Annotated in this window: 12 protein-coding genes and 1 pseudogene; 6 read left to right on the top strand and 7 right to left on the bottom strand. The window is 42.5% G+C overall.

The features are described from left to right. A pseudogene (locus HRT75_RS12045) lies at positions 1–478 on the bottom strand (glycosyl hydrolase); the annotation flags it as partial. Between the two features lie 228 nt (positions 479–706). Here HRT75_RS12045 and HRT75_RS12040 point away from each other — a divergent pair. The 3 genes from HRT75_RS12040 (at position 707) to HRT75_RS12030 (ending at position 2197) form a co-directional block, all read left to right on the top strand. After that, on the top strand, positions 707–982 hold the full coding sequence (locus HRT75_RS12040; RefSeq protein WP_291187044.1) for a hypothetical protein: 276 nt from the start codon (positions 707–709) through the stop codon (positions 980–982). Positions 983–1085: 103 nt separating this feature from the next. Continuing rightward, complete coding sequence (locus tag HRT75_RS12035; protein ID WP_291187041.1) at positions 1086–1604, top strand: DUF6702 family protein; 519 nt, start codon at positions 1086–1088, stop codon at positions 1602–1604. Between the two features lie 11 nt (positions 1605–1615). Next, positions 1616–2197 (top strand): HupE/UreJ family protein, encoded by a 582-nt coding sequence (locus HRT75_RS12030; RefSeq protein WP_291187038.1) that lies wholly within the window; start codon positions 1616–1618, stop codon positions 2195–2197. A gap of 52 nt (positions 2198–2249) precedes the next feature. Here HRT75_RS12030 and HRT75_RS12025 read toward each other — a convergent pair whose 3' ends face one another. The 3 genes from HRT75_RS12025 to HRT75_RS12015 form a co-directional block, all read right to left on the bottom strand. Beyond that, the gene (locus tag HRT75_RS12025) at positions 2250–5474 is read right to left on the bottom strand and encodes a glycosyl hydrolase (RefSeq protein WP_291187036.1); all 3225 of its coding nucleotides are present in this window, start codon (positions 5472–5474) and stop codon (positions 2250–2252) included. A 153-nt stretch (positions 5475–5627) separates the two neighbouring features. Continuing rightward, the gene (locus HRT75_RS12020) at positions 5628–6905 is read right to left on the bottom strand and encodes an aminotransferase class V-fold PLP-dependent enzyme (protein WP_291187033.1); all 1278 of its coding nucleotides are present in this window, start codon (positions 6903–6905) and stop codon (positions 5628–5630) included. Positions 6906–6956: 51 nt separating this feature from the next. Continuing rightward, positions 6957–7628: an epimerase gene (locus HRT75_RS12015; RefSeq protein WP_291187030.1), complete on the bottom strand. Its 672-nt coding sequence runs from the start codon at positions 7626–7628 to the stop codon at positions 6957–6959. A gap of 60 nt (positions 7629–7688) precedes the next feature. Here HRT75_RS12015 and HRT75_RS12010 point away from each other — a divergent pair, with 60 nt between their 5' ends. Continuing rightward, positions 7689–8486, top strand: a complete 798-nt coding sequence (locus HRT75_RS12010) for a DUF1853 family protein (protein ID WP_291187027.1) — start codon at positions 7689–7691, stop codon at positions 8484–8486. Here HRT75_RS12010 and HRT75_RS12005 read toward each other — a convergent pair whose 3' ends face one another. Further along, on the bottom strand, positions 8487–10370 hold the full coding sequence (locus HRT75_RS12005; RefSeq protein WP_291187024.1) for a CocE/NonD family hydrolase: 1884 nt from the start codon (positions 10368–10370) through the stop codon (positions 8487–8489). It lies immediately after the preceding gene. Positions 10371–10629: 259 nt separating this feature from the next. Between HRT75_RS12005 and HRT75_RS12000 the strand changes: the two genes are divergently transcribed. Beyond that, positions 10630–11250: a hypothetical protein gene (locus HRT75_RS12000; RefSeq protein WP_291187021.1), complete on the top strand. Its 621-nt coding sequence runs from the start codon at positions 10630–10632 to the stop codon at positions 11248–11250. 54 nt (positions 11251–11304) lie between these two features. On the opposite strand, the gene HRT75_RS11995 is transcribed toward HRT75_RS12000, so the two are convergent. Then, positions 11305–12210: a hypothetical protein gene (locus HRT75_RS11995; protein WP_291187019.1), complete on the bottom strand. Its 906-nt coding sequence runs from the start codon at positions 12208–12210 to the stop codon at positions 11305–11307. A 316-nt stretch (positions 12211–12526) separates the two neighbouring features. Between HRT75_RS11995 and HRT75_RS11990 the strand changes: the two genes are divergently transcribed. After that, positions 12527–12649: a hypothetical protein gene (locus tag HRT75_RS11990; RefSeq protein ID WP_272832471.1), complete on the top strand. Its 123-nt coding sequence runs from the start codon at positions 12527–12529 to the stop codon at positions 12647–12649. Positions 12650–12691: 42 nt separating this feature from the next. Here HRT75_RS11990 and HRT75_RS11985 read toward each other — a convergent pair. Next, on the bottom strand, positions 12692–14060 hold a 1369-nt coding region (locus tag HRT75_RS11985; protein ID WP_291187016.1), incomplete at its 5' end, for an FAD-binding protein.

Raw genomic sequence — 14060 nt, 5'->3', positions numbered from 1 at the left:
CCAAGATCTTACCAATATGTTCTGAGGTTTTTAAGCCCATATGTTGCCAAGACTTTCCGCCATCCTCTGACTTGTAAACTCCATCTCCGTAGGAAACCGAACGCTGATTGTTGTTTTCCCCAGTACCTACCCAAACTACATTGGTATTATTTGGGTCAATGGTTACACAGCCAATGGAGTACGAACCTTGTCCGTCAAAGATGGGTTCATAGGTAACTCCGGAATTCACTGTTTTCCAAACGCCTCCGGCCGAAGTGGCTACGTAATATTCAAAGGGGTTGTTTGGATTAAATGCAAAATCAGAAATTCGACCAGAGGTCAGTGCAGGACCTACATTGCGCCAACGAAGGCCTGAAATATTCAAGGATTCAATAGGCGCTGGATCGTCCGCATTTTTGTTTTTAGATCTTTTCTGAGCAAAACTGTCTGAGCTTGAACCCAGCAACAGGCCAAGGCAAACGAGAAGAATTTTATTCATGATTGGAAATTTATTGTTCAGTTGTTTTCTAAGGTACAAAACAATGTTACCCAAACACAGTATTGTCTATAGATTAACATCTTAAAATTATAATGGTCTAAGCGCTTGTTATTCAGTTTTATAGTAAAATAATTTTCATCAAGTTCAAGAATATCGATCCGATTTTTTAGTGAATATTACTATCTTTAATGCAACAATGTTGCATTAATAATACAACTGAGAATCGTAATGATCAATTTGCGAAAGGACTCCCCACTGTTTGGTCTCCTATTTTTGTGTTTACTCTTCATTGGCTGCCAAGAGCAACCGGAGCCAGCAAAGCTCTTTGTCTTGGGCCAAGGAACCGGAATAAATAAGACTACACTTTGGGTTGATGATATTGACGCCGCTATTAAGATTTACAGAGATACCTTAAGATGCTTTGATTATCAAAATACAGCAATCATTGATGAGGGAGTCCTAGTTTGGGCGCAAATGGGATTTCCTGTGAGAAGCGGAAGTTAAGCCTGAAATACAAAGCAGATACTTTTAAAACCTGAGGTTGTATGAGATTTTATATTTTAGCCCAACAATTATGATTAAACACATTACCCCCCATCTTAAAACTATGAAAAGACCATTGCTCTACGCAGTGTTAATGGTTGTGGGATATATTGGAATTACCGCCGCTTCTCATCCTATCAAACTTACTTCATCACTATTTACCTATGATGATTCCGCCAAGAAGTTGTCGTTAGAGTGTAAAGTGTTCATTGATGATTTCTCTCCAGCCATTAACGGTGTTCTACAAGCCAACATACAAAGAGGCAAACTAACCGATGCTGATATTAAAGGCATTGAAGCTTACTTTACAGAAAAGTTTATAGTCCAAATTAACGGTAAGACCTTGCCGTTTAAAATTAAAGACTATGAAATAGAGCTTAAAGCCAATGTGCTCACCTTGCATTTTGAAAACAAAGGTCTATCCTTAAAGAAGAATGACAAGATCAAAGTAGAGAATAGTATGCTTTTTGAATCTTTTGGGCATTTACAGTCTAATTGGATGACCTTTAAACTACCGCCCTTATTGAGAAGCAAGAGCTTTGAGAGTACCAAATACGATCCAATTTTCACCAAAACCTTATAGCAACAATATTTATGGAAGAATACAGTATTTTCTTTTCCAACGGTTGGGAGCATATCGTTGACATCAATGCCTATGATCACTTACTTTTTGTCATGACCCTTTGTGCAGCCTTTAAATTTTCTGAGTGGAAACAAGTCCTGGTGATCATTACCGCCTTTACCATTGGACACAGTGGGACACTTATTTTAAGTGCTTTAGATTTTATCCCAACAAATCCTCAATTGATTGATCTCCTGATTCCATTTACCATCATGATCACAGCCATAGCAAATATTGTGAATTACGGAAAGGAAGGGAAATTCTCTGATGCCAAGTTTAAGTATTTGATTGCCTTAGTCTTTGGTTTGATACACGGATTAGCGTTTGCAAGCAATTTTAAATTCATGCTCTTTAGTGACAGCATAGTCATGCCGCTTTTCCTTTTCAACTTGGGGATAGAAGCAGGACAGATCTTCATTGTCATTCTGTTTATGCTCGCACTGTGGTTCTACACCAAGATCATTAAAGGGGAGCATATGAAATGGAATATATTCATTTCGGGAGCCGGCTTTGGAATTGCCGCTACCCTCTTCTTGAACGCATTAGCACTCTAACAAAGAAACCGCCCTGGTCTAGGGCGGTTTCTTTTTTCTAGTTGTTTTTGTTTTAGTCGATAAGCCCCTGCCCTTCTACCCAAGGAGCTCCGGCTTGTTTTAAGCCTCGCTCAATCGCTGGCATGGTGTTATTGACTACATTGGCTAATCTTCCCTTTACTTGTCGTAATTGACCTTTAGCTCTCTCTAAAGCACCCTTATGGGTCCCTGTGGGACCGTAGGTATTGCCAAAAGCTGCCCAACCTAGTTGATTACCATCATTAGGCGTTGGGTTAGAACGCTCCCCGATCTCATCTTTAATGGGGTTTCCATAAAGCTCCTTTTCAATAGACAAAAGTTCCAATCGGGCCGAATTGATCTGTGCTAGCAGTGCATCATTTGGCGCAGTAGTTTTATTCGCAGCGCGCTTCATAGCTGCAACCAATTTAAGTTGATTGTCCAAAGTGAGATTTGTAGCATTGATATCTTGTTGGAAAGCGAATACTTCCTCACGGAACTGATTCATCTCATCATAAGACTTACGAGGTATTGCTCCCTCATAGGCAGCGACCACATTGAACTCTTGAGGACCTTGCAATACCGTTGTAACTCCATCAACACGCTTCACTAAGGTCACCGTGTAACGACCTGGAGTAGCTCGGATATAGCCAGTGCCAATTCCATCGCCACGACCGTTTAAACGCTCTCCACGTTTGTTTGGATAGTTAAATTCCCAATTAGCGCGGTTGAATCCTTTACTGTTAGAACCTTTAATAGTATTCACTGTGTTTCCTGCCGCGTCCTTGATGATCAGCAAAACAGCGGGCCCGTCTTGATTCTTCTCAGCCTCTAAGGTATCCCAGCCTTCAAATTCCGCATCTTCATCGGCATTTGCTTTGCGCTCTGCCTTTGCAGATTTAAAGCTGTCTGAGAGGTAATAGGTGAAACGAGCTCCGTAAGGTCTGTTCTTCGCCTTGTATTGCGCGTCTCCTTGACTGCTGACCTTGCTGTAAGGCGCGTACCAAAGCGCATCTTTAGTTGGGAACATCGTAGCCTCAGCATTCATGATATCAGCACCGAAGTTTCTCAGCGGAGTAATATCATCCAAAATAAAGAATCCACGACCAAAGGATGCTCCCACTAAGTCGTCCTCACGACGCTGAATGGTAATGTCTCTAAAGGAGATCGTCGGCACACCAGATTTTAGTTGAACCCAATTGGTTCCGCCGTTATAGGTAAAATAGATACCGTATTCTGTTGCAGCAAACATGAGGTCTTTGTCTTTGTGATCTTGTACCAATCTCCAAACTAAATGACGCTCTGGAAGGTCTCCACTTATAATACTCCAGGTCTTTCCTTTGTCTGAACTTTTTAGTACATAAGGCTTGTAATCTCCATATTTGTGATTGTCTACAGCGGCGTAGACTACGTTGGCATCAAATAGATCGGCGCGCACATCGTTGACAAATGGAACATCACCTAAGCCTTTGATGGAGCTCAAAGTGAACTTTCGCCAGGTTTGTCCACCATCTTCTGTGGTTTGAATGATACCGTCATCAGTACCTGCATAGATCAAGCCTTCTTGTTGAGGAGATTCTGCCAAAGAGGTAATGGTATTGTAATTGGACATGGCCAAGACATCCCAAGCGTTGTCCCAAGACTGAGACTTCCCGTAATAGTCTAAGGTCAATCGGTCTTGATTCAAGGTTAGATCCTCAGAAATTGGGGTCCAATCATCTCCCCTATTGTCTGAGCGCCAAACGCGTTGCGAGGCAAAATACAAACGTGTCGGGTTGTGCGGACTCACCAAGATTGGTGCATCCCAATTGAAACGCTCAAAAGGCTCTCCAGCTCTTGGTTGAGGCTGAATGAACACCGTTTCACGCGTGGTTTGATCGATTCTCCAAAGTGCTCCTTGTTGGAATTCTCCATAAGTAATCTTAGGGTTTCCAGGCTCAATAGCCGACTGATGTCCATCTGCCCCTAAGGTCTTCCACCAATCGCGGTTGGATATTCCATCGGAGCTAAAGGTATTTGAAGGTCCACCATGAGATCCGTTGTCCTGGGTTCCTCCATAGATATTGTAAAATGGAGCAGTATCATCTACAGCAACTTTAAAGTATTGAGTTATTGGTAAGTTTCTGACATACTTCCAACTCTTGGTCAGGTCAAAACTTTCATACAACCCACCATCCGTTCCGAACAATACATAGTTAGGATCAGACATTTTAAAAGCCATGGCGTGGCTATCCACGTGCTTATTGCGCTCATTCATGGTGTAAAAGGTCTTTCCATGATTGTCTGAGATCTGTACATAATTGTTCATTAAAAACAACTTGCCTTCATGATGAGGCGAAGCATATAGCTCTTGGTAGTAGTGTGGCCCGGTTCCTCCAGATACAGCGTCAGATTGCTTGCTCCAGCTCTCTCCGCGGTTGGATGACATAAAAAGGCCTCCTTTTCTGCGATCCAGCTCAATGGCAGCATAGATCACATCTGGATTGAAAGGAGAAATCGCCAAACCAATTTTTCCTTTGTTTGAACCTGGAATTCCTTTTTTGAGTTCATTCCAAGTGTCGCCTCCGTCAGTACTTTTATATATGCCTGTTCCAGGACCTCCGCCCATATAACCCGCTACCGTTCTGTGGCGTTGCCAAGTGGCTGCATAAAGCACATCTGGATTGCGCGGATCAATGACAATATCTGTAGCGCCTACCCAGACATCATCACCTAAGGTGCGGTTCCATGTTTTTCCGCCGTCCGTAGTTTTATAAACTCCACGTTCTCCACCCGAAGACCAAAGTGGCCCTTGAGACGCCACCCAAACAGTATTGGAATCCTCAGGGTGAATGATAATGGTGGAAAGGTGTTCCGACTTTTTAAGTCCCATATGGCTCCAACTGGCGCCATCATCATGACTTACATAGATTCCGTCTCCAACAGAAGCGTGACGACCACCTACGTTTTCACCTGTACCCACCCAAATGGTATGTGGATTGGAAGGATCAATGGCAATCGATCCGATAGAAAACGAAGTCTGTCCATCAAAAATAGGTTTCCAGGTGGTTCCTGAGTTTGCTGTTTTCCATACCCCGCCAGATCCCACAGCAACATACCAGACATTCTCATTCTCTGGATGTATGGCAATATCAGCAATTCGGCCTGAAGTGAAAGCCGGTCCAATGTTTCGCAATTCCAAGCCACTAAAAGTGCCTGAATTAATTTCTTGTGCTTGTAGCGGTGTGATCAATGCGACCAACATGCCCAAAAGCATTCCAATTTTTAAAAAAGATTTCATAGTTAATGACAATTGAACTGTTCTCGGGGGTTACAGAAATTGGTTGATTTGCAGAACAGTATTTATTAATGGTTGTTTTGTTGTAGGCTAAAAATACGCCACAGATCAAGTCAGCGCCAAAATAGAATTCTTAGAATCTTGTTAAATTTTGTCTTAAGCCAAGGACTCGATTACCTGTAATGCTTTATCAATCTCAGCCTTTGAGTTATAAATGTGCACCGAATGCCTCAAGAGTTCTTTGCCTACAGAACGAGGCTGTAAACGTTCACGCTCCCAAAGAGTTCGCTGCAGTTCGGGCCCTGTAAATCCATTAACGGCGTAGGTGGTGATTCCAGCGGCCATAGATTCATTTGTAGAAGAGTGAATGTTCACATGACGCATCTCTTTCAGACCATTGCGCAAATAAACTCCCAATTCTTTGATACGATTTGTCCATCTTTGGTGTCCTATCTCATTATAGAATTCCAATGCAGCAGCATAACCAGCTATTTGTGCAGGGTTTCCTGTGCCGTTTTGCATCAATCGAAAACCGTGGTCCTCTTGATTGTCCCAATTGTAGCTTGCAATGGTGCTCCAAATGGTATTGACCACTTCTTCATTGATATAGAGCAAGCCGCTCCCTGGAGGTGCCAACAACCATTTATGCAAACTGCTGTAATAGGCATCACAGCCAATATCTTTAACATCTACATCGATATGACCAACGCACTGGGCTCCATCTAAAACAGTGAATATGCCACGTCTTTTTGCTTCTTGACAAATCGCTTTTACGGGCATAATTGTCCCATAAACAGAAATCATATGTGGAATGGCAATTACCTTAGTCCTAGGGGTCACCGCGTTGAATACCGCTTCAAAGATCTGTTGCGGATCGTTTGCAGGCATTGGCATTACGGCTTGTTTATAGATACATCCTTTGCGCTTAGCGAGTGTTTGCCAAGCTCCAAAACCTCCGCCGTGTTCTTGGTTTGTGTTGAGAAGCTCGTCACCTTCCATAAGATCTAAGCCCATCCCCACGTAGTTCATACCAAAAGTGGCATTTTGTGTGATAGAAATCTCTTTAAAATCACAATTTATAAGTTGCCCCAACTGTTCTCTCAATTCCTGATAGGGAAAATAACCACTGAGCAACTCTGGCCCGGATCCATTCTTATAATCAATTGTAGCAGCCTCTTTATTCCAATGCAGCATATGGTTTATCATGACATCTATAGTATACCCAGGCGTGGGCCCCATGGTTCCGTTATTAAAATAGGTTTGCCCTTCTTTTAGCGGAAATTGCTTGCGGATCATGTTCCAATACGCTTCTGGGTCGTTAAATGGCATTTGTAACGGCTCCAAAGTCCAAGTTTGAGTTTGATCAAAAGACATTAGAGGCAATGAAAGTGCTGCTAGCCCTGCGGATTTTAGAAACGACCTGCGATCTGACATGATGGTAATTGTAGTTGGTTGTTACTTAAAATTAGGGAATTCCCGCTAATTCTAGGCTCTTGACTCTGCCAAGGCATTTATATCCTTATTCTCCAGATGCTTTTTAAGTTGATCTGCGGTAAGACTCGCAATCATAGCCTCTCCGAGCTTTGTTGTTGTGGTGATATTCGAGCACTTTTTGAGCCAGCCAAAAAATGGGCGTAAAATGACATAGATTGCATTGTACCAGCCTGTACTTGATTTGATTCCACGCTCCGGGATGATCATACCGGGTCTAAACGCATAAGCGTCCTTAAATCCCTTTTCAAGAATGTAGTTTTCTGTTTTTCCTTTGACTCGAGCCCACATTACACGTCCCGTTGCAGTGCTATCAGTACCTGTTCCAGAGACGTAATTAAAAACCAAATTAGGATTCAATTCAAAAAGCACATCAGCAAAGACCTTGGTTATATCATAAGTAATGGCTGTGTATTTAGCTTCGTTGAGCCCAACCACAGAAACACCCATACAGAAAAAGCAGCCGTCGTATCCTTTCAGCATTTCTCGATGCTCTGCCAATTGCATAAAATCTGGAAGTAACAGCTCTTTGAGCTTAGGATGTGCCATTCCCAAGGAGGATCTGTTGATCGCTAAAACCGAAGCGATCTGCTCAGAATCCAAACATTCCAAGAGTACGCCCTTCCCTACCATTCCGGTGCTGCCGGTAATAATTACATGATGCATCTTGTAAATTTAAGGATTTAAAGGAGCACCCTTGATAGATTTCCAATAACTTCGCCTTTCATGTCAATACAACTTCAGTATGCGGGTTATTTGAACACTCCAGCCTTATGGTTGGGTTCAGGACCTATGCAGTTGAAGCAGTTGACTCTAGAAAAGGTCCCAACACCGCGTTTTAACCAAACCCTAGATGGAAAATACCGTTTAGGTAACCTGGTAGAACGCTTTGTAGCTGAGGAGCTTAAAGCTTATGATCACATTGAGATCTTAGCTGAGAATCTTCAAATACAGCGGGATAAACTCACCTTAGGAGAATTGGATTGTTTGCTTAGCATTGATGGGCGTCCTGTTCATTTGGAGGTCATCTATAAGTTCTATCTCTATGATCCTCAGGTAGGGATTACCCCTTTGGACCATTGGATAGGTCCAAACCGTAGAGATTCTTTGGTTCTAAAGTTGAATAAACTCGCAAACAAACAGCTTCCACTACTCTACAAACCAGAGACTGAAGCCTATCTGGATGAACTAAATCTCAAAACTGATCAGATGCAGCAATTGGTCTGCTTTAAAGCGCAACTCTATTTGCCTTATAGACAAGAGGTAAACGTAGCGCCCTTAAATGCTGACAGTATTTATGGAAGTTATTTACCCCTTGATCGGTTTGACATTTTTAAAGCCTGTAAATCCTTTTTTCCGAGAAAGCACGATTGGTTGGTCAGTCCGCATTCCGCAGTAGACTGGATTTCATTCCAAGAAGCTAAAAAACGACTCGCTGAATTTCATCAGCAACAATCCGCGCCATTGGTTTGGATCAAGCATCCAAACGGGGCCTTTGAAAAGGTATTTGTAGTTTGGTGGTAACTACTTTTTGATAGGCAACTTGATGTTAGACGGATACTTACTGCTATGGTGGATGCTATTGGTAGCTACTAATCCTTCCGATTCGTCATAGTTGTTTCCGCCTGTATTTAAGTTTCTCGCAAAGCGCGGGAAGTTACTGCTAGAGATCTCAATGCGAATTCGATGCCCCTTTTTAAAGAGGTTACTGGTGGCCATTGGAGTTAGATCCAATTGATAAACCTGTCCTTCTTCCATAAAGACTTCTTTGTCATAACCCTCACGGTAACGGGCTCGCTGAATGGTTTCATCCAAATTGTAGGCACGACCATCGGGATAAACATCAATAAGCTTAATGGTGAAGTCAGTATCTCTCGCGTCCGAAGAAACATAAAGCGTAGACTCAATAAAACCGGTGACCTCTGTATCCTGGGTCAATACCTCAGAAGTATACACCAAAATATTTGGATTTTCTTCCATAGACTGCTGATCGTAGGCTCCGCCTTTTACAGCATTGCCCGTACAGCAAACGTTTCCACCATAACTCATTACAGGCTCCATCGGGTCATAAGTAAAAGTATCCGGATTGTCCTTTCGCGGTTTTTTGGTTGTCAAAATTCCATCTCCATTTAGCGTATTGGCACTTCCCCCACTGTTTAAATAAAAAGTAGTGAGTTCACTGTCTTTAGGCGGCCATTGCTCTGCAGCCTGCCATTTGTTGCTTCCCATGGTATAGTACTGAACACGTGGGGTATTGTCTTTAAAACCTGTTTCCTCCCCTTTGAGCCAGAAGTCCCACCAAGCATAGATCTGCTCGTCATAATTTAAACGGGCATCGCCAATAGGACGTTCTCCGACTATAGTGTTCTCTGTTGCTCGTGTATAAGCGCAATGTAGCGTTGGTGCGATTACTAAATATTGGTTATCTCTAATATCCGCGGCCTTAGAATTGGCCCGAACGTGGTTGAACAGCGCTAAATTCGGCGTGATGGAAACATCATACCAGCTGGCAAACCAGAAGCCTGGAGTATTGATGTCCATGTTGTCATGATACAAGCCACCTTCATACCATGCCGGGTCATTCGGTTTTCTGCGGATCATTTTGTCAAAGATCTCGCGCTTTCCATTGATGTTAACCAAGATATCTTGGATCGGCAAGTGACTAAGCGCTTCTGCCATATCTACGGGAGGATTCTCCGGAGCTAAGTCATAGAAACGCGAAATACGAATCAAATCTTCTTGAGTAGCTCCCGCAGGAATTCTCGGTTTGAATTTATCGTGTTCCACACTGTATAACCAACTAAAGAACAGCATCTGCTCTACGCCTCCACGATACCAGTTGCCTTGTTCGGTAATGTCTCCAATTTGACCCACACCTGCTCCGTAGCCTTGAGGAACCATTGCAAAGTGCGCCGGATGATCCAAAGCTGCAACAGCCATTTGCCATTCAGCTGTGGAAGAACAGCCATAAGTACCAATCCGGCCATTAGACCATGATTGCGCTTTCATCCAACTAAAGGCGTCATAGCCGTCCGTTAGCGGAACTCCAAGAATATCCCATTCGCCTTCTGAGTAATAGCGACCACGCTCATTTTGAACCACATAGGCATAACCGCGTTTTACTGCCTCATAAGCACGTTGCGCAGTTCTTGTGCGCTGTTTTCCATCACCCCACGAATTGAAGTTGTAAGGGGTTCTAGAAAAGATAATTGGCACGGGTTCATCAGTCTTTGGTCTGTAAATGTCCGTAGCCAAACGGATTCCGTCTCTCATGGGCATCATGACCTTTTGATCTATGATGGCTATTTCTTCTAATTTTTTAAGTACATCATCATCCTGAGCTGAAACCCATTGAGGTGTAAGTAGCAATAAGAAAAGAAGACTCGAAATAAAGGAGATGCGAGACATGGGAATTGATTTTTGGTTAGTGCATTAAAAATTACAAAAAATAAGCCCTTCTTTGCAGTCAAAGTTCTTCTTTGATTAACAATGATCTCTTCGTTTTTGGTAAATCGCGTGTTTCTACGGATGCATCCCGAAAAGCTATCAACTAGTTTAGCATCATATTTCAAAGTGAAATCCCCTTCGAATTGTGCGTTTCCCCGCACTCCCCTTTCATTTCACAGTTCGTATTTCGATTGTTTATTAATTCTAATCCTATATAATTATGAGTAATCTAAGTACAGTTTTTGCAAACTCAGTTGACAATTCAGTTTCTGCTACAGACGGTGTTCAAGTAACGGCTTATGGCCAAGGACAAGTTTCTGGAGTAACCTACACTGTTCCTGCTCACGCAGATGTTGATGTGGACTTTACCCTGAACATGCAATGTGTAACTCCTGAGAATGTAAATGCTTTGGATCAATTGATCCGCAGCCTATTAACAGCTTCAAAACAGCACGAGTACGATCAACTAACAAAAAAGACATCTAGCGGTGGTCGCGGTTTCTTTTTATTCTTCTCCGGAGGAGGAAGCCACTCTTCATACAGCCAAACTACCCACACCATGGATTCCTGGGGACTAACGCGTGAACAGCAGTCTAAGATCATCGATACCATGATGGAATTGGTGAACAAAACCCAGCGTTTTGAGTATAAGGGTACTATTCAAAACACGCAATACGACTATTCAGTTTCTGGAAGCATGTTCGGTATTGTGATGGATGCAACCATACAAAAAGATGAAAAGCATACACAAGTGCGATTCTTGGCGCCAAACCTTCACTTGCAAGGTAACGACGGCAGTTCTATTCCTACGATAAACCCGCCACTTTATAAGAATTCTTAGTCGTAAGGATTTTTAGGAGTTATAAAAACCTCGTCTTTTGGTGGGGTTTTTTTGTTACCAAGCAAAGATCTCAATCGCTAAAGTAAGAGAACTTAAGGATCGTGCTTGCTCGCTTGATGAGATATTTATGAATTGATCACTCGCTTGAGAGTTTACGGCCGTCAAAACAAAGAGCTCTGCAGGAGAAACGTCCTGCTGAATAAAACTTCCTAGTCGACTATAGAACAGACCAAGACGAATTCCAGGAATTACGGTTGATCTTAAGCTAAAACCTCCTCCTACTTGCCAGGCCCATGCCTGCTGATTAAAATTTTGGTTGACGATCTCCCCAGGACCCAATCGAAAGTTTCCAAAGGCTGTGGGCGACATAAAGTCTAAACTAAAAAAAGCATCTGGTATGCGATTGGACAAAGAATAAAAACTACTTCCAGCGGCAGCTTTAAAGTAAATGCTCAACTGGTTTTTACTGAGATTGAAAGTGATCGGACTCCATTTAAAACTCAGCCAGAGTACATTGATATCTGTTGTGGAACCAAACGCATAGCGTCCACTATTGTTAACAGAGATCTCACCTCTGGAATCAAAATAAGACTGTGTGATAAACGCACTCTCGCGATACTCGATCTGTTGCAGGAAATTCCATTGAACCCCAATGCTAAGCCGATTGGAGAAATTCCAATTTGCGAAAAGACCAATTTGAGCTTTAGACGGGTCAAATTTTTGATTTATTCCTGAAGCCTGCTTATTGACTGTAATTTGGTTTTGAGTTAGATCATTGGTATCAAATTGCAAAGCTCGTCCCGTTTCAAGGTTTAGCCAGCTATAGCCCGTGCTTACGCCGATTTCCAAACCTTTTATATGCTGACTGTAGGGCATCGAACCTTCCTGAGCAAAGCATGAGTGCAACGCAAAAACAAAAGCTAAATGGACGATGATTGTCTTGGAATTGAAGCCTGACATGATTCTCTATAAGCCTCCAAAATAGCCATTGTAAGCAGGATTTCTATAGGTGATTATACTGGAAACCACTCCTGCTAGAGTTGCTGTAGGGACCTGAAAATTATCAATTTAAGCCGTTTAACGGATAAACATTAAACTCATCGATTAGTTGGTTTTAAGTTTTTAAATCCGAAGAAAATTCTTACCTTTAAATACCTCAAAGTTTGACGCTTACTTAGGCTATAATCGCCACCAATTCCTTTTAACTACTCGTGCTGATCCTTATATCGCTGCATTTTGCAGTGGTAAAGACTGTATAACACGCTAACCTCACCGTATGAAGCGACTATTACTCAAGTTAAATTTTGTTCACAACAAAGATTGGGATCAGACGCGTGAATGGCTCAAGCTCAAATTGGTAGAATATGCCCGTGCGAGCAGTTATGCGATTCATCGCTAAAATTACCCAAAAGGAAATTCCCCGCTATTCGCGGGGTTTTTTTTATGTAATTGGATCAGTAGGATCAATTACTGGAGATGCGATTTGATCCTTGAGTTTAATATCACTTAAGAAGTGATTGCTAAAGAGCTCCTGCATCTCAGGACTCAAGAGCGCTGCTCGTGATTTTTGCCAAGATTTAATTGAAGCATCATCAAACATATGTTCTACCAAGCCCGGATTGTCCCAGTCCGCATTCTTTCCCCAGTGGATTGTAAAGGGAATGTTGTGCTTTTTGAGTTCTTCTATCATCCGCTTGCCGTACTGATTCAAGCTCATGATTCGTCGGTTAGGCTCCCACAATACGCCGTCAATTTCAAGCATACACGTGATTGGGAATTTGGTAAAGGCCATGGTTGCTTCTGATCGTTTTACAAAGCGCATCGCAAAAATACCAGGTATTGGACCCTCATTAACGGTTAGGTCAGTCAATACCTGAAGTGCTTTTGCAGAATCCTTATGGTCTACTCCAAAGGAACAAGCAAAGGCAGCCCCTTGATATGGCGCATCCCAGAAGATCTCTGGCAGCGTTCCGGTAACCACACGTTCAAGGTCATTCAGAGGTAAGATGGTCTTTCTGAGACGTTTAATAAGCCAAGGAATACTTTTAGGAAATTTCTCAGCGATCTTGATAAACACATAGATCAAGTCCCGATAGATCGATTCTTTAATGATTGGAAAGGGATCTGGATAGGGCGTCTGATAAGGCTTTTTATACATCACCTCGACTACGTAGTCGGTTTCCTTGGAATACGGATTGATAAACACCTTGTAATGATAGGGTCTATCGGGTTTACCATTGGAGTCTACCTCTTGCGGTATACTGAAACCGCTATTAGCGAAGTCCATAGTAGTGGACAACTCCAATGCCAACTTCTTGGGTATTTTTTGCACATATCGATTCAGCAAAAAACGATCCTCTGCTTCAATGACCACTCCATGAATAAAACCAAAACTACCCAAACTCACCAAAGCTGCTTTAAAGATCTCGTCATCTCTGATAATGCGTCCAGACACTTTTTGTGCAAATGCATCATTAAGCCCTGGTTTACTTGCTGGTTCTAAGTAGATGTTATCCTGCGGATCAGGACCTGTGATAATATTGAGTCCAACTACATAATCCTGCACAGATCCTACGTCTAGACCCGAACCGTGAACGCCTGTAGAAATGCAACCTGCAATGGTTTGCCCATTGCTGGCTCCTGATGTCTTTAAGGATTTGCCGTGCGCTGAGAGCACTTCAGATACCCTTTTGATCGTATTGCCGCATTGAAAGAAAAAGATATTGTCTGCGTTAAAATTGGAATTGGCATGCAGATCCGTATCAAATGTGGGTATGTGCATATTCATGAATCCATTGTAATGCCTACGG

This window comes from Gilvibacter sp., assembly GCF_013214815.1.
GTDB lineage: Bacteria > Bacteroidota > Bacteroidia > Flavobacteriales > Flavobacteriaceae > Gilvibacter.
Note: the sequence above shows the minus strand (reverse complement) of the source record. Positions and strands in the feature narration are given on the sequence as shown.